The following is a 22382-nucleotide window of genomic DNA, read 5'->3' on the forward strand; positions in this document are numbered from 1 at the left end:
TGAAGGACCGCTATGTAGAGCCTCCTCAGAAAAAACAGCGGAAGTCTGAAAGACAATAAGGAAGAAACACCAGGCGGCAAAATTGAAAGGAGAAGAATGGCGCATAGACATGATCTATTACGAACTTGGTTCGGCTGGTCTGGTTGATAAAGAAGAAGGTGCCGGAACTTGCGTAGGGGACACCCAACCCGTTTTGGCTAAAATTTCCATGACAAAAGGACAACGACGCAGCCCTTCTGAAATTTCGCCCTGCGTCTGTTTTTCCACAAACACCCGTGTGCCAAGGAAATAGCCATAGCCCACCATTAGAGCGGTGGTTAGCCCCGTGAGTACAGCAAAGAGACCAATTTGATTCACCTTGAAATTCAGCAAAAACACCAAAAAACCCCAGAGAACTAAATAGTAAGTCAGGGCAAAAGTCAAACATGGCCACGTCCAAAATTGCACGCGTTCCCACCAGGATTGTGTCCCAAATCGTGTCGACCAATTCTCTGTAGGAAATTGTCCATGAAAAAATGCGAGATAGGCCACGCTTCCAGCCACAAGCATGGACATCAGGGCTTGGCCTATGCCATTCAACCCCCAATCCCCGAAAAGGCCTAACCCCAGAGCAGCGAGCCCCCCAACAAAAAACCCACTGGCACTCCACTGCCCGACGTGAAGAGGGTCTCGTTGCCACAATTCCCGCAGGGGCCTGCCATTGGGAAATGTCACCATCCGAGTTCCTTGTGACTCTAACCGCATCACATGACCAATCTCGAAGGCATCTCGGGTCACCGCCGTCGTGGGAATTATCAAGGCCATCATGGCAGGGCCTTCAGGATGCAAAAGAAAATTGTAGTCGACAAAAAGCGCCAGCATCGCCAAGACCAGTAAAGACAATTGCATACCATAGACACATCCAATCCAACCGGCGACCCACACCAAAAATTGGAGAGAGTCGCTGTTGAGGATTTGAGCAACCGGCTGTTGCCGCCCCATGCGATAGGCCCATAAGGCCGTGACCGTAGCAATGGCACCGCCGAAGGCCAACAATACAAACGGGTCCCCAAGGGGTAGAATATCTTTGAGCAAGCGGTATAACAGGAAGGCAATAAGCCCCGGAAGGAGCATCACCCATCGTTTACGTTTGCGGACAGCAGATTCCGTCACTGCCGCATTCAGTTGAGGAATGACTCGTAGGGCCAATCGGTGTAGCATTAAAATCCCTAAAACCGCGATTATTGAAGCGTTAAGTCTGAAGCATGAAAAACCAAAAATGCGATGGGGTGAATTCCCATTTTCTTATCTTTTACGCATCAGTTTTCACGCTGGCGCACGGGAAAAAATACGCTTCAGGATCCTTTCCCAGCCATTCCGAAATATCTGGCCTTAAGTTCTTCCATTAGAGCCACCGTCACTTCTGGAAGACCGCGATCAAGAGCCGTTCTCTCCAGTTCCACACGAGCCATCGCACGGACAGGACCTGGCACACGAGACAACCGGGTTTCCGCTTCAGGATGCCAGGATACAGTTCCCTGGTTCTTTGCTTCCGTAATCAATCCAGTAGAAAGCAGACGAATATTTTTTGAGCCGGCATAGTCTTCAACCTCCTTACAAACCAAGGGCTTTAAATAGGGAGGCATGCGATCCAAATAATGTTGGGCCTCATCGGTCCATACGGGACCATTGAAAAAAGGAGAGGCCTCATCACAGGTCGCTTCTATACCAAACTCCAAGGCGCATCCAGGGCAAGAATAACGGATAAAAGACTGCCCATCATCCCCTTCCTCGATGCGGACAAGCTGCAACTCTGATCCGCAGGAACAATTCATGCTCGCTACCCAATCCGACCTGGGTAGAGAATATACAACATGGTATACGTAATACTTCCAGTCACGAATAGCACGCAATAGATCGCCATCGTAAATCGTCCCAAGACCCGGTGCCTCCGTGCTCCATTGGGCCAAATCCGTTGAATCGTGATCTCCACACCGAAGACGATTCCAACGATGATGAGGAGACCAAGATACACACTGAATTTCCCCATGGAAAAACCCGAGGAGAACCCGCGACTTAAAAACAATAATAGTACTACAGCCGTCACCCCACCAAAAACTATCCCCACCCTCCTCCAGGTGGTTTGAAGTAGAGTGTCCTTCAATTTTCGTTGACCTTCGATAAACGTTTGCGAACGGAATCCGAGGACCATCATGTAGATAGCCATGACCAAGCCAATGACGACCAATATAATATGCAGAGTCAAAATTGGAATAAAGACATTATCATACAAGGCTTGGGGCCCTCCAAAGCCTTCCTTACCTTCAAAGGCCAGCACGCCCAACTGGCGGAATAAATAATAACTGGTAAAAAAAGCCAACATGGCAATCATGCCACCCAGCATCAGCCAGTGATGGGCCGCCCCCTTTCCATTTCTGGCTTGCCACCAACCAAGAATAAACAGGGCCGTAAAAAAAGTAGCCATGAGCTGACTCACATCAGCCCCCATGGTCGCATGCGTTCCAGCAAATCCCGGCTCTCGTAACCATTCAGCCATTCATTAATCCTTTTTTGTTGAGGCAAATCCAAAGCACCCCATTAAGATTTCACTCCTTGAACGATAGCTCGTGGTTCCAATTCTGTCACGGAGTCAAAGCCTGCCTCGGTCATCCAATCCAGGGCTTCTTGCGTGGTAAAACAATCCCCATGTTCTGTGTTGACCATAATATGCACGGCAAACGCCGTGGTCCAAGCCGGACTGGTCCGATCCGGATCTAGAAATCGATCCTTGATCACAAGTCGCCCTTGATCGTGTAAATGAGCAAACACTTTTTTGACCAAGGCCCCATTGACCTGATGGTCTTGGTAATGAAGAATGTCGGACATGAGAGCGACATCATAGGGGCCACCCAAAGAATCCGTGTTGAAATTTCCAGGTTTTAAAGCGATACGGTCTTCCAAACCCGCTTCTTTAATATAGCGTTCAGTCACCTGCAAGGTCTGAGGAAGGTCAAACACCGTGGCCTTGAGATCAGGATACTCCTGACAAAAAGCAATCGCGTTCGTTCCAGCTCCACCACCCACATCGAGCAGGTGTTCAACCCCATCAAGTTGCAAATATTTGGCAAGATTGACTCCCCCACCCCGGCCAATACGATCCAACACCGCTAACACATTGGCACCCATTTCCGGATTCGTTTCAAACACGTGCTGCCGAACTGGGGATTGACCTGTTCGAATGGTCTCCTCCAATTTCCCCCAATTCTCCCATTCAGAATCATGAAGAATTAAGAGGTGCCCCACATATTCTGGAGTGGTTTTTACCAAATATTTTTGAGCGACACTGGTATTCCCAAAGCGGCCATTCTGCTTTATTAACACCCTCATGGCCACCAAGGCGTTGAGAAGAAGACTTAACGATCGTTCATTGAGAGCGAACCGCTCAGCGAGTTCAGAAGAAGTAGCAAATCGGTTCTCCAGGGCTGAGAAAAGATCCAGTTTAATCCCGGTCAAGAGAATTTTCGTCTCCCAGTAATACCCTAACTGAAAGATTTCTGCGAGGGACAACTCCCGTGGCACATCAAGTCCTTACAATCTTTGGTGAGAACAACCAGAACCCCTTCGAATAGCTGATATTAGCGGGCGGGAACTGGCGAACGCAAGGAATAGAAAATCAAAATCCTTAAAAAATAGAAGTCGAAAACCCCCATGTACATGAGCAACAAGCCTCCCATTCCTCCGCCACCAATTTGCATATGTAGTTTGGTCGGAAGGAAAGTTCTCCAACCGAAAGACACGGGCAATATTCCCAAAAACAAAAAAGGGTGGCAACGGAAACCCGTTGCCACCCTTTTCATATTTCACTATTTATTAAATTAAAGGTTTGCTTACCCTTTAAACCCCTTTAAACTTGTTGACTTTCTTGATATCAAAGTTGGCTTCAACTGTGGCGCCATCTTTTACTTCGACTTCAATCTCCACATTACCGGCAATGGGGTGCCAGGCCAATACTTTGTGCTTCCCAGCAGGAACATCTTTGATTTCAAAGGTGCCATCTGCTCCGGTTGCGGCAAAATGGCCATTTTCAACGGGCAAATACCACGCTTGCATGAATTCATGTTGGTCACATTGCAAACGTAGCACAGAACCTTTTCTGGCCATGCGCATTTTAATCGTTTTATCCAAGGAATCGCCCTTCTTGGCTAACCCAATGTTGAACAGAGTGGCGGACTTGGCACCCAGCACATCAAAGCTGTGTGGGTTATGCAACACGCCTTCTGCGGACTTGGGGTCACTGGGATCGGCATCTTCATTGGTCACCATGAAGTTTCCTTTATTGACCAACACGCCAGTAAAGGGCTGAAACTCACACAATATGGCTTTCACATCAGGAGTATACTTAAAACCTTTGTCCTCAATGCCACGGACTGACACAATGGCATTTTTTAAGCCCTTATTTCCATCCACTTCAACTTCTTTCAAGAGACGAGTGTCATCGCCCTTTTTGCTGGGATTTTGTTTGCAGAATTCGATATTCGGAAACTTGGAAAACGCAAATTCTTTGGGTTCCACCGGTGGGCCAGAATAGGTTACTTTACCTTTGATGGTTCCACCTGCTTGCGCTACTAAGGGAACGGCCACGAGCAGTGCTCCTAGCACCAGGGACAAAGTTAGGGATTGGCGATTCTTCATAATCTCTCCTCCTCGTTGAATATAAAATGTTGTCTGACTTGGGGGGGAATACAACTGACGGCTTCTTTTAACTCCCTCGCCGCCTCAAATTCTTATCATCGATAGGGGCGGGAACATTGTCAACAATCTATCAAGACACTCATTTTTGTATATAACAAGATGGCGTTTTGGTGTCAAGTCAGCTTTCCCTAAGTTACCTATTTTCTTGACGTTTTTAGGCTTTATCGTGCATATGGAAAGGGTTCTTGCGATTGAAATAATCCGGCCATGAGTTCATCAAGATGCTTCCCCAAGGCTTCCGCTTGTTGAATGGGGCTGGAACAGAGCTTATCCGTGCACACGAAGGCCTGAGCCACCTCGGACATGGGAAAGGTCACCTCCCCCACGGACAGGGAATCTTTCTGTGGATCTAAGTGCCGCACCACTTTCCCCGGCACATACAATGCTAGGGCTCTCTTGAATAAATTTTCGGTGCTAACGTCCTGTTCCTCACCAACAACGACAATATGAACTGGATATTGGTAAAACCGCTGGGTTGCCAAACCAAGGCTCGCCACCGGAAGAGGGTTATTCCCCCCAACAACGAACTGCAATACCCGCTTGGCCAAATCGCGATATGCCACTTCTCCCGTGAGGTAAGACAGCTCCGACAATACTAAGGCCAAGGAGGCATTGGTTTTTATATCTTTGTATGGAAACTTGAGTAGCCCCTGAGAACCAACATTTCTAGGTCGATCAAAAAACCCTCCCCCCTGCTTGTCTTCTAGAAGCGGTATCATGTCTTGGACAATCTGTTCTGCTCGATCCAGATAGGTAGATAACCCAGTCGTTACATACGCCTCGGCTAACGCTGCCGTGAACCACAGCTGATCTTCCAGCAAGCCAAATTGTTTCAGGTGTCCCTCATGGATTACATGGGCCATTCCCTTCCCTGGTTGGTATCGTTCTTCAAACAAGCGGTCAAGCGTGAGAAGAGCATATTCCCGAAGTCGTTCATCTCCAAACACCTGGGAAGTAACCAAAAAACTTTTGGCCATTAACCCATTCCATCCGGTATAGATGGAATGATCGATGGTAGGAAAACCAACCATCAGACGCTCGGACTCATTCAATGAAAAATAACGTTTCCCTGGAATAAAAGATTCGGAGCCAGAAATATTTCTCACATCCGCATCCTGACTGGCAAAAAATCCGCCACGCTCCGAATCACTAAGAAAACGAGTAACATACCGGATCGTCCCCTCAACGACATCACGATATTTCTGACTTTTGGTAATTTGATAAGCCTCAAGATAATTGAGCACATTATGCGCTTGAATCGGCAACATTTTTTCATAATGCGGGGCGGTCCAATCCGGCCTTTCAGCGTAACGATAAAACCCACCCCAAACAGGATCATATAATTTCAGCTGTTGGTCTAAGGTGAACAGAGCCATCTGCCTTACCACCGGATCCTGTTGCCAATAATGAATCTCAAATAAAAAAGTCATTGCGTCCGGCTCAAAAAATTTCGGGGCGTCACGGAACCCACCATTTGCTTGGTCGAAGCTTTGCTTCATGGTCACCAGCATATGTTTGGGTAGATCTCTTGGAATCGCCCCATCAGGTGGAACCCGTGCTTGTGTTGCAGCTTCCACTTGCTCCCAGACCTTCTCAGCGCGGGCAAACAAATCCTCTTTGTGCTTTCGATATAGCGACTGGGTTTCTTGGAGGGCCAAGAGTAACTCTTCAGGAGTTAAAGCATTAGCCTGAAATAATATTTCTCCAGAGGGCAAAAGAATACTTGTGGTTGGCCAGCCGCCATGTTTATACCGAGCCTCAATATCAGGCCGCTGATCGGTTTCGACCCGCACGGGAATAAAAGACGAGTTCAATAATTCCACAATCTCCGGATTCACATAGGTTGTTTCATCCATCACATGACAAGCATGGCACCACATTGCCGTCAAATCGAGCAGGATGAGTTTATCTTCGGTCTTGGCGCGTTCAAACGCTTGAATGTCCCACTCCACCCACTGAATGTGAGATGGTTTTCCAGGCGAATCCGACAAGGAATTCTCCTGATGAGCTAAAAGATTATTTGGGAACAGGAAGAAGGCCAGACAACACCAAAGCAACGCGAGAGAAAGGGATCTACGCAAATTTGAATAGGGTGTAAGGATCCAATTCATCATAGGATCATTTTAGTCAACCGAATTTCAGGACTCAAACACCATCCCCGATTAGAGAGGCCCTGAAAGGGAACCGAAGACATGATACTTTTCGGGAACCGCAATTACCCCCTCACACTAGGTTTGCGGCGGTGTCGAGAGGATGCGGGCAATCGCTCCGGCCGCCGTCGCCCGGAGGGATTCATTGGGATCTTTCAAGAGATTCTTTAATTGAGGAATAACTTCGCGCCCAGCCACCCGCCCCAGAGATCGCGCCGCGGAAATCCGAGGTTTCGGTACGGGATCATTAAGCATCAGCAATAGGGTGCCAATCACATCTCGGGGGCGCCCATGGGCAAGCGCCTTTGCAGCCGAGGAGCGTAAGCCTGGGTTTTGTTGACTAATTAATTCTCGAACTGTTTCCGCGACCACTCGAAAAGGACTATTGAGTTGAAGAAGCCCGGCAACCGCCGCAGCTTTGACACCCATATTTTGATCCCGTAAGGCTCGAGTGAGTGCAGGGATCGCTTCTTCAGAGTTGAGCTCGCCCAGCGTCACTGCGGCCACACTGCGCACGGCAGGAACAGGTTCGGATAACGCACCAATCAGAAGTGGTACACCTTCGGGAAGGCCTAGCTTACCAAGGGACGCCGCGGCGGCGGCCCGAATGGACGGCTGTTTATCACGCAACCCCAATTTGAGAAGTGGCAATCCCCGGGGGTCCCCGATTTCCCCAATCATGCGCAACGCCGACCCACGCTCGTACCCCTCCTGGACATTCGTCGCCCGCTCGACTCGCTGCCACTGTTCTTTTTGACCAAGACGATAGAGTGCGGCGGCGGCGGCAACCTGCACGGCTTCCTGTTTGTCTGAGAGAAATGGCGTGATAAGGGGAATGGTCGCGGTATCACCTGAGCGTCCGAAGGACTTTAAGACAGTCACTCGCACCAACCCAGCCTGATCATTTAACGCCCCTCGAAACGACTCTAATTTCCGACCCTCAGGGAATACTCCTATGCCCTCCGCAACCAAGACCCGAATCATCCCTGATCCATCACTTAATCCATCTTGAAAATACGGAAGGGCTTCGGTGGATTGAATCTCTTTTAAGGCCGAATAGGCCGAGCCTCGTACTTGTTCTCGCATATCCGAACGAAACGGCAGGATACTTTGGATCGCCATCTCTCGGAGAAGCGTTTCATCTTGACGCCCAGTGGCCTTGACGAATTGGTCAAAGGCTTCCACACCATCCTTCGTCTTGCCAAGCCGAACCAGGCTTAACACCTTAAGCCGGTAAGGTTCTCTAAAGGATGATGGTTGTTGGAGTAACGGTTCAACTAACTCTAAAGTTTTTGGATATTCCCCTTTCGCAAACAACTTGCGGGCCTCTGTCAATATGACTTCCTGGGAAGATTCGGCGACAGCTACCTCCACCCAAAATCCTGGGCACACATTCAACACACACCCAAGAAGCATTCCCAACCACATGACAACCTTCATTCGCACTTATCCTTCCTCTGCTTGGATTTCGGTCGTTTCAAATATTTTATACCCCAAGGGGGGTTCAAAAAAATAATCCGGCTGTTTGGATTGGGTCACGCGTTTATATTCTACCGACCACTCTCGTTCCTGACTTACTAATTTTAACAACAACTGCCGTGACTCATCGACCCACTCATAATAGGTCTCCCGATGATCATTCCGTTGAACCTCGACCTCGTATAAGGTGGCCGGTTGCTCACCCACCAAGGCATCCCCAATTCGAGTGCGCGCCACCTCACCTTCCAGTTTAATGGACATCGGAAGCACATCATCCGGAGTCAAAGGAACGGAGACCACCAATCGTCGTTGAGACAGGATGTACCACACCTTTTGTTCATCCAACCGAACAATGGTGACTGTAGCATAGCCCAAATCTGTTTTGATCCCACCTAAATGTTCAATACGATAGCGATCGCCCTTCACAAATAACAGCGCTTTTGAAGATCGTTTTCCGATTCGCCAAATCAGGCGAGCAGAGAATTCGGAATTCGAATCCTGAGAAACGACCGGAGACTTGTCGGGCAATGCTTGAACGACCGGAGGATACAGCACACCTAAAGCGAGGCCTAGGGATCCGAGTAAAAAACACCGCCTCCTAATATTTTTAAGGGAAAGATTGGGACACTTCACTTACTGACGCTCAAGAATGGGTTCAATGGTAAATTCACGCCCCAAAGCGGCAGGAGTAAATCGAGGAGGAGTTCGAACAGTGAGTGCTGTTTTTTTTCGACCCGGCGAGGGTAATTCCATATTCACAGTCAATTTCTTGTCTGGCTCAATAGTGATCCGCTGCTTGATCACCTGTTTGATTCCTGGATGCCAGGCGCGAAGATCGTAGGTCCCGGGAGGAATATTTTCGATGGCAAAATGCCCATCCTCATTGGTAAACACATAATAAGGATTGTCCACGGCAATCGCCCAACTTTCCATGTAGGCATGAAATCCGCATTGCATGACAAACGTATGGCGTTTTTTACTCAATTGAAATTGTCGGACTAGTGATTTACCAGGATTGTGATCATGGGTAGCGTGAAGATTCCCTCGATGGTGTCGTTGATTGAATGGTAGGGGAGAATTAAAAAGCACCCGAGTCCCAGTCTCCACCGAGGTTTCGTAGGCTTGAATGTCGTGCATCACGGGATCCATGTTTACCACTTCCACCCCATGCCCACTTCGGACCACAGTGGTAAATGGGAGGAATCGGCAATCCTTGGCTTCGATCCGTGGGACAGAAAGGGAAAAAACTTTCCCAGCCTTTACTCCTTCGATCAACACCACGACATGCTGCACTTGCTTTTCTTTATTGACAAAAAAATCGTGGAGCAACCGCCACCCATTACCATTCGAGATACGTCCACAATATTCGGGATCGGGAAAAGTCACTAAATTATAGGCTTTAGGATCGGGAATTTCACCGGTAAGCGTCACCGTTCCCTCTACCGAACCCCCATTTTCAACCTCAATCACGTCATAGGACCAAAGGGAGGTAGGACACCAAAGGAAAACTGCGAATAAGGAAAATACCAAAAATCGAGGTCTCAATTGCATTCCACCTCAAAGCTTAAAAAATGTATCATTAGTCAAAAACTTGCCTCTGAAAAATGACCCAGAAATAGGATTTACGGTTTTTGAAGTCGAAGCGATGGGACTATTTCAACGCCCTCTCCCAACAATTCCATCCCAAACCGTGGATTATCGCTGATTTCATGAACGCTTCGTCGACCCGGGACGGCAACATATTCAAAGTTTTCCGAGAGCGTACCGTTGGCCGTCACGGTTACCGGCCGTTCAAGGTATTGCTTCATTCCAGCATGCCAGACTTTTAGAATATATTGCCCCGGAGGTACATCGGAAATTTCATACAGACCATCTTCCTTGGTGATGGCAAAGTAGGGATTGCTCACTACCACGCCCCAGGAAAACATATAGGGATGAAATCCACATTGCATCACAAAAATATTACGTCCTTTCCGCAGATGAATTTTTTCGACCATCGGCTCGCCCGCCATATGTTTATGGCTATGCAACAGACCTAAGACCTTGTGGAAAGGATTCATGGGCAATGGCCGGTTAAATAACACGCGAGCCCCACGTTCGCGAGCTGTTTCATACCCTTGAATATCATGCTCCACGGGGTCCATGTTCACGACGGTGATTTCATCCTGATCTCGCAGAACATTGACAAAGGGAAGAAAGTCACAGTCGAAGGCATCTACTCGAACTTTTGGAATATCAAAGGGCTTCCCCTCCTTTACCCCCTCTAACATCACCACGACATCCTTAAGGCTCCCATCGTTGGCAATGATAAAATCTTCAACAATTCGCCAACCCGTACCCGTGGAGATTCTCCCACAATAAACCGCATCTGGAATAGTCACCAGGTTGAAGGCCATTGGTCTTGGCTTTTCTCCAGTAATCGTTACCTTACCCCGAATGGTCGCTCCATTCGTCACGGGAATTTCCTGATAAGAAAAACTTGGCAAAGCAAAGACCATTACCCACACGCATGCCAACAACCCCAATCTCCAACATCGCATGCACACCTCCCTTACGCCTAACAGATCTTTACACAACCTACGAATTTACATCCTTCTACTATTTTATAACATTCATGCTCTCAAAAAAAAACGGGGAAGCCGAAGCTCGGCTTCCCCGTTCATCTCTATAGCTAGCTTATCGGACCAATCGTTACTTGAACGAAATTGGTCGAACGCTACCTTCTGAGGATTGGGGCACTTCGGCTTCTTTCACTCCCGGGGCGGCCCCACCAAGCGGAAGAATTCGCTGGTCGTTCTTAGACAGAACTCGGAAATAGCCCCATTGGCCTGATTGGGAATATGGTAATCGTGCATTGCTATACACATAATCCCCCTTCATGGCATACGGTCCACCCGCCGAAGGAACAAAAACATCGATTCCTTCAGATCCAGAAAATTCCACGACGCTGATTTGGTCAGCACCACCCATGAATGGCTCAATGGGCCACTCATGTTTTTCTAACGTAAACATACCATTTTGTTCATTGCTGGCCCCGAACACATGGATCCGGACAGGATCACCAGCATGGGCCTCAATGAGAGGGGTCGCTGGATCAGCAGGGTCATCCACGTTACAGGGTTGGAACATCTTCCCTAAGGAACACCCTTGTTCTTCACGATACAGGTAGGGTTCATTTCGGTAATTCACCCCAATAAGACCCGCCACGTTTTGAACATATGGCATAAAGCTAGTTCCAATAATATTGTCTTCATCTTGGAAGAACAATGCTACGTCACGATAATTCGCCCGATGGGCATTGCCTGGCACCGTCCGATCCACGATCACATCGGCCGTCCAGCTATTTTTCAACGAAATATCGGCACCAGTTTTCGGGTCACGATATTGAGACCCTTTTGGTCCAATAATAATCCCACCATACAAACCATTGCGAGGATTCATGGCGACGTTCCCCCAATCCCATACTAAGGATTGTGTCTCGCCGAAAAAGGGATCTGCATAGTAGGTGTAGGTTCGGCTTTCCCCTGGTGCAATCGTTTGATCGCCAGGATTATTTCCAAGATTAACCCCTTGGGAATCCTTCGGATCAAAGGCCAGGCTAAAGGCCGAGAAGGACGCTCGGCTTTCTTTCATTTTATTTGTGAGGTTTACCTTAAGGCAATCACCCACATTGGCCCGTAAAGTCAATGGCATGGGTTGGAATTCCCCGGAAACTTTTGCCACTTCCTCTTCCAGCACATAGATCTTAGCATCTGGATTTCGGACCTCAATTTTTCTTTCGAAGTCAACTTCAATGGGTTCCTCCACATTGGGATTGAACGCCATTTCTGGGAAGTCCATGGCGACCACATTGAAGCTCTTCACCGGAGCATCCGCAGGACAAATTGGCAATGGCTTCTTAATCCCTTGTGGACCGTATGCCGCATTAGGCAACGGCTTAAGATCGGGTACTTCTTTGTCTAATACCCGAATGACGCCCCAGGACCCTTCCGAAAGTTTCGAACTTCGACCATTGAAATACATGTAATCACCAGGTTGGAGTCTCGGACCACCGGCCTGAGCCACCACCAAGTCATAGCGTTCGGCAATACCAATGTGAATAGAATTCTTTCGATTGGCATCGCCGGCATACCGCTCTGTCAAAAAGTTATGACCAGAAATGGTAAACACATTGCTTTCATTCATAGTCACATCAACCAACCGGAAGACAATAGCATCACCAAGGTACGCTCTCACCATGCTGGTACTTGGATCGCCATGAGTTGTACTGCTAAAAATTTGCGACGTTGCAGGATTGTTGGCCAACCGTTGAGCAAAGGGCTCAGCTCTAAAGTTGATAGCTCCTCCAGTCGTATGGGTCCCTCCGTTTAAGAAAGGCATCGGAGTCATTTTAATCATATTGTTTGGCGGCATTTGGAATGACACGGTTCGTCCTGCTTCCAAGGCCACTTCCACTGGCTGGCCAGGAGGATTCCCGGCCGTCACGACATTCACAGTATGAGGAACCGTATCCATAATTTGGATCATGAGCTCTCTGAAACTTCCGCTGACCCCATAGCCAACCGGTTCTACAGTGTGAATATCCATCACGGGCCCTGTTCTCTTTTCCTCTCCGGTAACTGGATCATGCCACGTTGAACCAAAAGGTTCGATGAGGAAGGTACATACGGCCCCATGAGGCCACGTCGTTCCGCCAAATGCATGGTCATGGCAGAACACCGACCCAACATCAGAGTCCGCCCAGAAACGCTGACGGACAAATTCTACCGTCACAATATCACCCACTGGGTGATCATGCGCCAACGGCTTTTTAAAGGTGATGGTCCCTGGGCCACCCACCGCAGGCATGGGTTCTCCGTGTCCACTACCACCGGATCCAGGAATTTGGAGCTTTTGGCCAACATGAATCATATTGGCATCTGAAATACCATTCATAGATTTCAAGGCTTCCACAGAGGTCCCATGGGAAACCGCAATTCCCCCCAGAGTATCTCCTGGCCGCACAACGTAATCGCCACCACTGGCAGAGGGTGCAGCAGACGAACCACCAGCATCCCCAGCTCCATCAATGGCCACGATTCTCTTAACCTCATTCCCTTTGACGTTATCCGCACCAACCAATAGCACAGTTCCGACATGATACTGTCCGGCATTTGTGACATGGATGGTTCGATCGCCTTTTCGAGCAGGTTTGGTTAACTTCGCATTCATAGGGACAGGCAATCCCTTATCAGACTTCTTCTCGAATTGCGTAAAAGGCCGCATGGATTGATCATACGAAAAACCAGAAATCACGCCATCAGAGGCTTGATTATCAAACTGCACGAAATGGAAGTGCGTATTAATTTTCGATGACTGAAAATTCGTAATGTCATCATCCAGCCATTCGCTGGTCAGGATCCAATCCATGCAATCGTAAATATTCGCACGAAATACTAAGGGAACTTTTAAATCATTATTATTTCGAATCGCCTCTTCTTCGTCATGAGACACATACAACAGCCCGTTAGGATCAACTACGGCAGGTTGGTTACCTTGAGCCGCAGACAACTCAATCGGAAGTTTAATGAAGTGAACGTTGTATTTTTGGGAACCTGCGCGATCTGGACACAGACTCCACCGACCATTTTCACCTGGCTTCGCTGGCTCAACTGAAGGCTGTCCATCATCGTCCAAGTGAATCATTTCCAGCCATGGGGCTGGATTACGGTCGGGCGAGAACGGCGCTCTCTTCCCAAAATGGGGAGTCAGCCATGGCCATGCCACTTTTCCTGTGGTTGGCTCAAACCAAATGGCTCGCCGTTTTCCCGCTTCATAACCTTGCCATTCCGGGTGGTACTTGGGATTTTCCGTCGTGCTTTCTTTTTCACTCATGGCACGATCGCCTTCCCAAACCCAATCAACAACCGTCGCATCATAGGACTTCAATTGGCCAATCTCATCATCTGTGTGGCCAGGAAGACCCCGAGTTGGCAATTGCATTTCCACCCAGTCATAAATATTCACTGTGGCAGGATTCTTGTCCCAAACAGATTTGGTTCCTTTCGGAACAATTTTGAATTTTTTTCCAAACCAATCGACTGTCGTCCCAACTAACTGATCGGACGTGACTGGTTTTGGAATGCGTCCAACCCGATCCGGCAACTCACGGAGCGGTGCCATGACGTCATTTTTCACACCAGGAACCTGCAAAGTATTGTATACGCGCCAGTAGCCCCACATTCCCGCCACATAGTGATGGGCAACATGGCAATGAAACAGAAAGTCCCCGGCCAAGTATTGACACAAGCCAGAACCGCATTCGGTTTCCAAATCCAGTGCTTCGGAAGGCCCAATGACTTCGACGTCCACTCGGTCTGTTTTCGCCCGAATCAACGGATATTTCACCGGACCATTTTGTCCCTTATGCCACATAGGCATTTGGTCAACGGCTCGAGGACTTCGTGTCCATCGAATGGCCCCACCATGCGGATGATGAGAGTGGAAGACTTCTGACCCACCATGCACTAGACGGAATTTAGCCGGATCTCCCAAATAACTTCGTGGAATCGTTGGGCCTGCATCACCAAAGGTGTAGGAGCTATACGCCATGGATTCGTCTTCGAATCCAAAATATTCATGCTGCACATGCATATTATTAATGCCAAACGGTTCGCTTCGATAATTCAGCGCCCGGGCACCTGGCCGATACGCATCCGTCAATGGATCACGTTGGGGAAGAAAGTCTCCGTGCTTGTTGACCGGACGAAAGGCTTCATCACCGACTTCGTGATAAATCAACACGAATTCTCGGAAGTCTGGCCCCATGCCATTTTGAATCACGGCTTGCCACCCACTCGGCATTTCGGTGGCAGGTCCGGTTCCTAATGGATCAAGGTATTTGGAACCGGCAGGTTCCACCACAAACACGCCAAACAAACCCATAACCGTCAACTCACGGTCATTGCTATAGCTGTGGAATTGACGTCCGCCTTCTTGGGTATCTGGATGGATATACCATTCCATTTCCACCGGCACGGGATCACAATCGGTGTCACAATCATCGGATGGACCCGAGGCCACGGAATCTGGATTGGTAGTTGTGGCTGGCTGACCGGTTTTACTGATCACCATGCTAGAGCCGTTAATATGAAGGCTTACATCTTCGCCGAATTCCAATCCATTACGCAGAGTAATTTTCACGCAATCCCCTTGGTTCCCACGGATTACAAGAGGTTGAATGTACTGGTCTTGGATCCCATTTTTCACGCCACCAGGATTATGATGGCCCTCTACTTCTCGGGCTTCAGCATTCGCGGCTTCTTCATCACGAACTTTATCGATATTCTCGGTCAGGACATACATGTAGCCAGGATAATAATCCAGCCATTGATTGAGAGTGATTTCCACGTCAATTGCCGACACATCATAATGCTTCACCGAGGCCGTGGCAGGACACTTCCCCCCACCGCCCATGGAAACCGGCTCAATGTCCCCATTTGACTGCAACAGGTAATTTCCTTTTCCCGCTCCATATTGATGCATCATGGACATGGAATTGAATCCACCAGAGTTGGGATCAGACATCTCCTTCTGCATCTGCTCCATCAAACGCTCATGCTGTTTCTCTACAAGCGCAGAACGTTCGGCTCGACCTTCCTGGGAATTTTCGATTATGGTCTGCCCTTTAAGGCGTTCGGCCCATTCAGGGTTTTGATGATTCATCCCTGTTTTGTGAACGCGGTCGTGGGGTGCTGGAGTTTCTGCCACCACTCCAGTTACGGGGAGTACAAACAGTGATAAGGCAATAAGGCTTCCCCAGGCTAGGGACGCACGTTGCTTCATGAGATGACGTGTGAAATGAAACATGGACCGGCCTCCTTAAAAATAAACACCATCAACACGCAGGAATGTATTGGACTTATTAGCTATTACTACGTAAACATGGTCTACCAACGCGAGCGAGAGGGAAAAACTACTGAAAACCACTAGGAAGTGTCAAGAGTTTCTGGTCTTTTCGAACTGGCATTTTTAGGATTCGGATAAAGATCAAATACTTTTGAGGAATAATTCCTCACACCATGGCGTCAGGATTGATTAACCCTTTTAAATTTAATTGCCGTGGATCAGCGCGTGAAAATTTTTTCTTACCATGTTCGTCACCTTTCCCGGCTTTCCACTTCCTACTGATTCCCCATTGAGGGTGGTAATTGGCAATACTTCAATGGTGGTTCCGATAAGAAATAGCTCATCAGCCTGTGTTAGTTCTTCCTCCGGCACAGCTCTTTCTTCAACCACTCGTCCATTTCTCCTAGCTATTTCCAAAACGGATTGTCTTGTCACGCCTGCCAGAAGCTGGTCGCTTAACGCCGGCGTGATAAGCGTTCCATTTTTCACCAGAACCACATTACTCGAGGTTCCTTCCGTTATCATCCCATCTTTAATTAACAAGGCCTCAAAGGCACCGGCCTCATTCGCTTCCTGTTTGGTCAAGATATTTGGGAGCAAATTCAAACTTTTTATGGAACATCGCGCCCACCGCAAATCAGGTCGCGTGACTACCGAAACTCCCTGTTGAATAAGCTCCGGAGACAGACCGGACATTTGGCGAAAGGTTATGACCGTGGTAGGTGAAGATTCCTTTGGAAATAAATGATCTCTCGGAGCCACACCTCGAGTCACCTGAATATACACCTTACATTCCAAATACCCGCTCCGCTCAAGTCCTTCACGAATAACGGCCTCCCACTCTTGATTGGTGCTGGTAAGTGCGATACCGATAGCCTTTGCGCTTTTGTTGAGTCTCTCGAGATGTTCTACCAGGCCAAAGGGTTTCCCCTGATACACCCGGATCACTTCATATATTCCATCTCCGAATTGGAACCCCCGATCCTCAATTGAGACCATGGCTTCTTCAAGAGGAAGGAATTCACCGTTCAGATAAGCAATGTTAGGCATGGGGAAACCAAAAATCGGGGTTAGGAATCTTGAACATTGACGAGATAGACCCGTCGGTCCTCAGCCGTGTATTTCCAGGCCATCCGTTTACTGAATTCTATTCGGTGAGTACCGCTCTGAAGCGCCTCAAATTCAAAATTTCGCTGGCCAGAGTCCACGGCATTATTGCTGGTCGTCCGCAAAAAGTCGTCTCCGGTCAGAGCAAATAGTGCAGGGTCATAGTCCGGCACCCACTGTTCCCCGCGTGTTCGGTCCTCCCATAATTGAATGGTAAAGGTGCTCCCCCGTTTGGCCGTAACCGATTTGAGATCAGATTCTTGAACACCCATGATTACCCTGACCTTTTCTCCTTAGAAAAAAAATTAACCCAGAATACTCCCGCCTATTTTAAATCGAAGCTCCCTCCATTTTCCTAGAAGCGGTTTTGCAATTTTACAAAAATAGGACGGCCTTAAAAGTCCCGGCATCGTGAACTGACATAAATTTCGTCTTCTTTTACCTTAACATCATAGCTGGCCACACAATACCCTCCACCATCCGTTCCAAATCCACTGCGCACGTCAAACTGGAGGTCATGCCATGGGCACCCAATCACGTAGCCCTTGAGTTTCCCCTTGGCCAACGGGCCACCTTCATGCGGGCAGATATTATTAATGGCGAAAAACTTCCCTGACACGTTAAACAACGCCACCGTCTTCCCGCCCACCTTGACCACACGGGAGGAACCATCGGGAATATCCCCAATTCGGCCAACAGCCACAAACTCTTCTAGCGATTTTTCATTCATTCAATTAACCACTGAATTTTTACTGGGTTATATGCCTAACCGACCAACATTAAACTTACTCAATATTGTTACCTATTACCTACGTAACGCAAAGACTAATTCTGTCCCCACAGCGGCTTCCGCTTTCTGCGCAAAGCCTGAATTCGTCTCCAGAACATATCGTGAATTTTCATTTGTAGGACCATACCACGGACAGGGATTTTCCATGCAGGGCGGAGCGGCTTCTTTGACATAAACAATATGCTTGCTTTCATCGACCCAAATCAAATCAACTGGGAACTTGAACCCTCCGGTCAGAACTTTATGAGGTCCTGACTCATCGAACAAAAAGATCATTCCCACATTCTCAGGAAGACTTTCCCGAAAGGCCAGGCCAAAATATCTTCCTTCTGGAGTGTCAGCGACCTCGGCCTGAAGCTTGGCTCCCGAGGGAAACCGAACCTCAATAATCTCTGTTTGCTTGGGAGAATTAAACAGCATGGCCCCTGAAATTAATAATAAGGCCATGAGGACAAGAAAAATAATTCGCTTTTTATTCAGGGGTTTCTCTTGCTTGATACGCATCAATAGGAAATTTCATCAAATGAAACAAGACGGAATACCATGAAATCGGATTTATTGTGGAGGCACACACAGAAAAATATGACGTAACCACCCCAGTCTTTCTGTTTTTTCTATCCTAAACTAAACCTGCCATGGTAGAGTATGAGTAATATTTTATAAGAGAGTGGCCGATAAGGTTCTTAGGTGTCAACACATAAGCCCCTAAAAATGCCTCATACGAATGAGAGGAGGCTCCATTATGAAACACCGAGTACTCGCCGCACTTTATTGTTTGACCTTTTCTGTGATCTTGGCCAACCCCATTCACAGCGCGCCTCCAAGCCTTCCCTCAGCCATCGACCAATTTGTGGCAAAAATATTTCCCCTAGCTAGCCACTATCACTGGGTGGTCAACAATGCCCAAAAGGAAACCTCCCAAGAAATGATCCTAGACATTAATACCTTCGTGACAAAAAAGGAAACTGGCGACACGCCAATCGAAAATCGGTTCTTACTACTGGTAATGGACGGGGAGGTGAGGGCAGCCCAAAAAATTCCTCTAGATTCTACTGTTGATTGCGGGAAAGATACGGAAATCTAAGAACATATCCCACCGCAAAAGTTACAAAAAACCCCGTCTCCTATTTATGAAGGAAACGGGGTTTTTGTTTGAATTCAGACTTTTTATTTCCGAATAATTTATTTCCGAATAATCAACAATTGACCACCCAAATGAGCCGCATGCAACTGACACTTATAGTTCAGCAAGCCGTTTGCAGTTACATATGTCAAGTCACTTGTTGGAATACCAATGTATTTGGTTTCCCCTGGCTTTAACGTAATCTTTACATGCATGGAGGTCGGCGCAGCAAAGGCCGAATCGGCATTAAGATCAAAGCCATGTTCCGTGTCCAAATCATTGGTCACCTTTAGGAGAACTGGACGGCCAGCCCGGCCACCTGTGCCTTGGGCAGTCAAGTTCAAAATGGAAGTGGGTGGATACCAAACCTTTTTCCCGCCAACCAACATGGCAGTAAACGCAAGATCCACATCTAACTCTTTAAAAGATTGACCCACCACAGACCCGGTTTCCAAATCTCCGATTTCGACACCACCGGACTGTAACGCGAACGCAACAGAGGAACCTGCTGCAACAAGAAGGAAACTTAAAAGGACGGATAGAAGCACCTTGTGCATTGCCTACCTCCTCATGGAAGGAACGTTAGTAATAAAAGAGCAACTGTTAAAAAACCTCAAGGCCATTCCAGTATACGCAAAACCCGCATTCGACAAACCTTGCCGTAGGGAAGGTCCGTTATAGCACAAGCATTTTCTGGACGCAAGGCGGTTTTGACAAAATTCTGAGACAAAAACTCGCTGAAATGGCCAACATTTGGGTTCGCTTCTTAACCTGAGGAATTAAAATGACCGCAGGGAGATTCCTAGTTGCAGGCCACCCAAGCCGAGCGTACTATCAGGACTGTCATTAGTCAAACCAATGCGAAAAAGGCAGGTTTTTTCATGAAAAAACTACCAGCGATTACGCATATTCCCCTGGTCACACTCTGCGCCTTCATGGTTTTTCCTACGTTATCTTTTTCGTTTTCCCTGGTGGAACCAAAAAATTCAAGTAGGCATTTTTCTGGAGAACAAATGCCAGTCCAATTGAATATCGGGGAAGTCGCAGGCCTCACGGCAGTGCATTACTATTTGTATGCCGAAGATGAAGATATGTTGGAAGAGCTGGTGGAACAAAAACTCTTGCTGGTGTCCACATCTAAGAACAATCCTCCATATGGAGGCATTATCCGAGTTCCCCGATCCGCCATCGGTACTTATCGTTTATTGGCCGTAGCCCAATTAGAAGCCGGCCAAGTGGATACAGAAAAGTGGGCGGTCTTCGACGAAATTTTAATCAAAATTGACCCCAAAGCCCAACTCAACGCAATAGATTTTGAAAGTGAGAAACCCCTTCGATTCGGAAGCGCTGCCGCTGCTCGCGTCTACGACCAGGTCGATTTTTTAGGAAAAACCTTCGCGCTGCCCATTATCGGAATATTTTCTGATGGCACCGTTCGTTCTATTCGCATGAAAGACACGGGCACCACCTACACCATCAACGATGAACGCGTGGTTACCATCAATGAGAATGGGTTGCTGCGCCTAGTCGGAAATGGAAGTGCGACCCTGACGGCCAAAAACAGAGACCAAGAAGCCCAGCTGGAAATTCAAGTCAAAGTACAGGACCAAAGCAACCAACCTCCCGTGGCTCAACCTGGCCAATCAGAAACCGTGTATTCGAGTGACCCCGTCACCCTCAACGGGCTCGCCAGCTATGATCCAGAGGGCGGCTCACTTCAGTACCATTGGGCCCAAGTGCGTGGAAGTAAAATTTCCCTTCTCGATCCCTACTCTCGGACTCCAAAATTTTTAGCCCCGTTCGTCCACGAACAACGCCTATTTCGATTCAAACTCAAAGTGACCGACACCCAAGGATCCGATAGTAACCCTGCCTACGTCGATATTATCGTGTTGCCTTAGCACCTCTCATAGAGTCGGCGGCATATCCCTGTTGGCACTTTCCTCGCGAGTAGCCTGATCAAGTACGGATTGGTCTACGTAGATAGGTGCCTGAAAATGAATCGCCAGCGCGATGGCATCTGAGGAACGGCTATCAAAAACTTTGCGATTGCCTTCAATGGAGATTTCTAGTTCCCCATAATAAACTTCCCCTTTTAATGAAATGTTAGCGCGGAGCACAGTCCCTCCAAATTCCCGAAGAATGGTTCTCATCAAGTCATGTGATAGGGGTCGAGAGAGGGTTGTTCCTCTTATTGCGCTGTCAATAGAGCCGGCCACCGTAGGATCCACAAAAATAGGCACGACCCGGTTTTGGGCTTTCAGCAAGACTACTGGCCCCATCTGGGACATCAACACGGTCACATCTTGAATTTCAACCTGCCCTTCCGAAGCAGGTGTTTGGGCCAACGAAAACCCAAATCCTCCAACCACGGCCCACAGGGCCAAAATGGAAAGGGATACCCCAAATCTCATCACACCCTCCTTCCTATTCAATGCAGGGTGCAAGCTACCTCAATCGGACACAAACGGATTGCACTGTTGCTCAAATCCAATTTGAGTTTCTGCACCATGACCAGTGATGACGGTAGTCGTCTCATCCAAAGAAAACAATCGTTCGCGAATCGATTCTTCAATGGCCCTGGAGTCACCTCCCCATAAATCTGTTCGTCCGATGCCACCTCGGAATAAGGTATCTCCTGATAACAACAAATGGTCTTCAGGAAAATGGAAGCACATGGAACCAGGGGTATGACCAGGGGTATGAAGTGCCTGACCCGTGACCTTACCAAAGGACAAGGCTTCCTCATCCCGCATACAATGATCCGGGTCAGGGGCTTGGACAAACGGCACACCAAACATGCGACATTGCACTTCAAGGATTTTCCACAGCTCAAGATCTGCCTCATGAAGGCCAAGTGGAGCCTGTGTCGCGGCTCTAATTTCCCCCGAAGCGAGAAAATGATCGAAATGTGCATGCGTGTGGTAAATACCCACCACTGTTAACCCCAACCGCTGGACCTCCTCTAAAATGCTTTTGGCATCGCCTCCAGGATCCACGACAATCGCTTGCTTCGTCGCCGGATCACCGAGAATCGAACAATTACACCCGAGTGGGGGAACGACAAAGGTTTTTCGAATCATATCCGCCATGAAACTCCTTTCATCAGAAGAAA

Annotated in this window: 20 protein-coding genes; 2 read left to right on the top strand and 18 right to left on the bottom strand. The window is 48.1% G+C overall.

From position 1 onward, the window contains the following. Window positions 1–117: 117 nt before the first annotated feature. The 15 genes from PPG34_RS17630 to PPG34_RS17700 form a co-directional block, all read right to left on the bottom strand. On the bottom strand, window positions 118–1200 hold the full coding sequence (locus PPG34_RS17630; RefSeq protein ID WP_313834762.1) for a hypothetical protein: 1083 nt from the start codon (window positions 1198–1200) through the stop codon (window positions 118–120). 134 nt (window positions 1201–1334) lie between these two features. Next, window positions 1335–1814 (bottom strand): PCP reductase family protein, encoded by a 480-nt coding sequence (locus tag PPG34_RS17635; RefSeq protein WP_313834763.1) that lies wholly within the window; start codon window positions 1812–1814, stop codon window positions 1335–1337. A gap of 5 nt (window positions 1815–1819) precedes the next feature. Next, the gene (locus tag PPG34_RS17640; protein WP_313834764.1) at window positions 1820–2536 is read right to left on the bottom strand and encodes a DUF420 domain-containing protein; all 717 of its coding nucleotides are present in this window, start codon (window positions 2534–2536) and stop codon (window positions 1820–1822) included. A 41-nt stretch (window positions 2537–2577) separates the two neighbouring features. Further along, window positions 2578–3558, bottom strand: coding sequence for a methyltransferase (locus PPG34_RS17645; protein WP_313834765.1), 981 nt, complete (start codon window positions 3556–3558; stop codon window positions 2578–2580). A gap of 315 nt (window positions 3559–3873) precedes the next feature. Continuing rightward, a complete protein-coding gene (locus PPG34_RS17650; RefSeq protein WP_313834766.1) occupies window positions 3874–4671 on the bottom strand; it encodes a hypothetical protein in 798 nt (265 codons plus the stop codon). Window positions 4672–4892: 221 nt separating this feature from the next. Further along, window positions 4893–6722 carry a thioredoxin domain-containing protein gene (locus PPG34_RS17655; RefSeq protein ID WP_313834767.1) on the bottom strand — a complete coding sequence of 610 codons (1830 nt, stop codon included), beginning with the start codon at window positions 6720–6722 and terminating at the stop codon, window positions 4893–4895. Between the two features lie 237 nt (window positions 6723–6959). After that, window positions 6960–8321: a HEAT repeat domain-containing protein gene (locus PPG34_RS17660; RefSeq protein WP_313834768.1), complete on the bottom strand. Its 1362-nt coding sequence runs from the start codon at window positions 8319–8321 to the stop codon at window positions 6960–6962. 6 nt (window positions 8322–8327) lie between these two features. After that, a complete protein-coding gene (locus PPG34_RS17665) occupies window positions 8328–8993 on the bottom strand; it encodes a hypothetical protein (protein ID WP_313834769.1) in 666 nt (221 codons plus the stop codon). After that, on the bottom strand, window positions 8994–9830 hold the full coding sequence (locus PPG34_RS17670; RefSeq protein ID WP_313834770.1) for a carboxypeptidase-like regulatory domain-containing protein: 837 nt from the start codon (window positions 9828–9830) through the stop codon (window positions 8994–8996). Between the two features lie 152 nt (window positions 9831–9982). Beyond that, window positions 9983–10900, bottom strand: a complete 918-nt coding sequence (locus PPG34_RS17675) for a carboxypeptidase-like regulatory domain-containing protein (protein ID WP_313834771.1) — start codon at window positions 10898–10900, stop codon at window positions 9983–9985. A gap of 151 nt (window positions 10901–11051) precedes the next feature. Beyond that, window positions 11052–16208 (bottom strand): LysM peptidoglycan-binding domain-containing protein, encoded by a 5157-nt coding sequence (locus PPG34_RS17680; RefSeq protein ID WP_313834772.1) that lies wholly within the window; start codon window positions 16206–16208, stop codon window positions 11052–11054. A gap of 243 nt (window positions 16209–16451) precedes the next feature. After that, the gene (gene dat / locus PPG34_RS17685) at window positions 16452–17297 is read right to left on the bottom strand and encodes a D-amino-acid transaminase (RefSeq protein WP_313834773.1); all 846 of its coding nucleotides are present in this window, start codon (window positions 17295–17297) and stop codon (window positions 16452–16454) included. Window positions 17298–17317: 20 nt separating this feature from the next. Continuing rightward, on the bottom strand, window positions 17318–17626 hold the full coding sequence (locus PPG34_RS17690) for a protease inhibitor I42 family protein (RefSeq protein ID WP_313834774.1): 309 nt from the start codon (window positions 17624–17626) through the stop codon (window positions 17318–17320). 122 nt (window positions 17627–17748) lie between these two features. Then, complete coding sequence (locus tag PPG34_RS17695; RefSeq protein WP_313834775.1) at window positions 17749–18084, bottom strand: Rieske (2Fe-2S) protein; 336 nt, start codon at window positions 18082–18084, stop codon at window positions 17749–17751. Between the two features lie 75 nt (window positions 18085–18159). After that, on the bottom strand, window positions 18160–18648 hold the full coding sequence (locus PPG34_RS17700; protein WP_313834776.1) for a DUF192 domain-containing protein: 489 nt from the start codon (window positions 18646–18648) through the stop codon (window positions 18160–18162). A gap of 238 nt (window positions 18649–18886) precedes the next feature. Between PPG34_RS17700 and PPG34_RS17705 the strand changes: the two genes are divergently transcribed. Further along, window positions 18887–19228: a hypothetical protein gene (locus tag PPG34_RS17705; protein ID WP_313834777.1), complete on the top strand. Its 342-nt coding sequence runs from the start codon at window positions 18887–18889 to the stop codon at window positions 19226–19228. Window positions 19229–19326: 98 nt separating this feature from the next. Here the strand turns inward: PPG34_RS17705 and PPG34_RS17710 are convergent, their stop codons facing one another. Further along, window positions 19327–19824 carry a hypothetical protein gene (locus tag PPG34_RS17710; protein ID WP_313834778.1) on the bottom strand — a complete coding sequence of 166 codons (498 nt, stop codon included), beginning with the start codon at window positions 19822–19824 and terminating at the stop codon, window positions 19327–19329. A gap of 324 nt (window positions 19825–20148) precedes the next feature. Between PPG34_RS17710 and PPG34_RS17715 the strand changes: the two genes are divergently transcribed. Next, complete coding sequence (locus PPG34_RS17715) at window positions 20149–21168, top strand: Ig-like domain-containing protein (RefSeq protein ID WP_313834779.1); 1020 nt, start codon at window positions 20149–20151, stop codon at window positions 21166–21168. Window positions 21169–21174: 6 nt separating this feature from the next. Here the strand turns inward: PPG34_RS17715 and PPG34_RS17720 are convergent, their stop codons facing one another. Together PPG34_RS17720 and PPG34_RS17725 are read right to left on the bottom strand one after the other, a co-directional pair. After that, window positions 21175–21681 (bottom strand): bifunctional nuclease family protein, encoded by a 507-nt coding sequence (locus tag PPG34_RS17720; RefSeq protein WP_313834780.1) that lies wholly within the window; start codon window positions 21679–21681, stop codon window positions 21175–21177. A 39-nt stretch (window positions 21682–21720) separates the two neighbouring features. Then, window positions 21721–22350 (bottom strand): MBL fold metallo-hydrolase, encoded by a 630-nt coding sequence (locus PPG34_RS17725; RefSeq protein ID WP_420888115.1) that lies wholly within the window; start codon window positions 22348–22350, stop codon window positions 21721–21723. Window positions 22351–22382 lie beyond the last annotated feature (32 nt).

This window comes from Candidatus Nitronereus thalassa, from assembly GCF_032191465.1.
In the GTDB taxonomy this organism is placed as follows: Bacteria; Nitrospirota; Nitrospiria; order Nitrospirales; family UBA8639; genus Nitronereus; species Nitronereus thalassa.

Excerpts from the sequence above, each read along its gene's own strand:
- PPG34_RS17650 (WP_313834766.1), bottom strand. The coding sequence starts at position 4,671 with ATGAAGAATCGCCAATCCCTAACTTTGTCCCTGGTGCTAGGAGCACTG.
- PPG34_RS17690 (WP_313834774.1), bottom strand. The coding sequence starts at position 17,626 with ATGGGTGTTCAAGAATCTGATCTCAAATCGGTTACGGCCAAACGGGGG.
- PPG34_RS17680 (WP_313834772.1), bottom strand. The coding sequence starts at position 16,208 with ATGTTTCATTTCACACGTCATCTCATGAAGCAACGTGCGTCCCTAGCC.
- PPG34_RS17675 (WP_313834771.1), bottom strand. The coding sequence starts at position 10,900 with ATGCGATGTTGGAGATTGGGGTTGTTGGCATGCGTGTGGGTAATGGTC.
- PPG34_RS17710 (WP_313834778.1), bottom strand. The coding sequence starts at position 19,824 with ATGCACAAGGTGCTTCTATCCGTCCTTTTAAGTTTCCTTCTTGTTGCA.
- PPG34_RS17635 (WP_313834763.1), bottom strand. The coding sequence starts at position 1,814 with ATGAATTGTTCCTGCGGATCAGAGTTGCAGCTTGTCCGCATCGAGGAA.
- PPG34_RS17700 (WP_313834776.1), bottom strand. The coding sequence starts at position 18,648 with ATGCGTATCAAGCAAGAGAAACCCCTGAATAAAAAGCGAATTATTTTT.
- PPG34_RS17720 (WP_313834780.1), bottom strand. The coding sequence starts at position 21,681 with ATGAGATTTGGGGTATCCCTTTCCATTTTGGCCCTGTGGGCCGTGGTT.
- PPG34_RS17660 (WP_313834768.1), bottom strand. The coding sequence starts at position 8,321 with ATGAAGGTTGTCATGTGGTTGGGAATGCTTCTTGGGTGTGTGTTGAAT.
- PPG34_RS17630 (WP_313834762.1), bottom strand. The coding sequence starts at position 1,200 with ATGCTACACCGATTGGCCCTACGAGTCATTCCTCAACTGAATGCGGCA.
- dat (WP_313834773.1), bottom strand. The coding sequence starts at position 17,297 with ATGCCTAACATTGCTTATCTGAACGGTGAATTCCTTCCTCTTGAAGAA.
- PPG34_RS17695 (WP_313834775.1), bottom strand. The coding sequence starts at position 18,084 with ATGAATGAAAAATCGCTAGAAGAGTTTGTGGCTGTTGGCCGAATTGGG.
- PPG34_RS17640 (WP_313834764.1), bottom strand. The coding sequence starts at position 2,536 with ATGGCTGAATGGTTACGAGAGCCGGGATTTGCTGGAACGCATGCGACC.
- PPG34_RS17705 (WP_313834777.1), top strand. The coding sequence starts at position 18,887 with ATGAAACACCGAGTACTCGCCGCACTTTATTGTTTGACCTTTTCTGTG.
- PPG34_RS17715 (WP_313834779.1), top strand. The coding sequence starts at position 20,149 with ATGAAAAAACTACCAGCGATTACGCATATTCCCCTGGTCACACTCTGC.
- PPG34_RS17725 (WP_420888115.1), bottom strand. The coding sequence starts at position 22,350 with ATGATTCGAAAAACCTTTGTCGTTCCCCCACTCGGGTGTAATTGTTCG.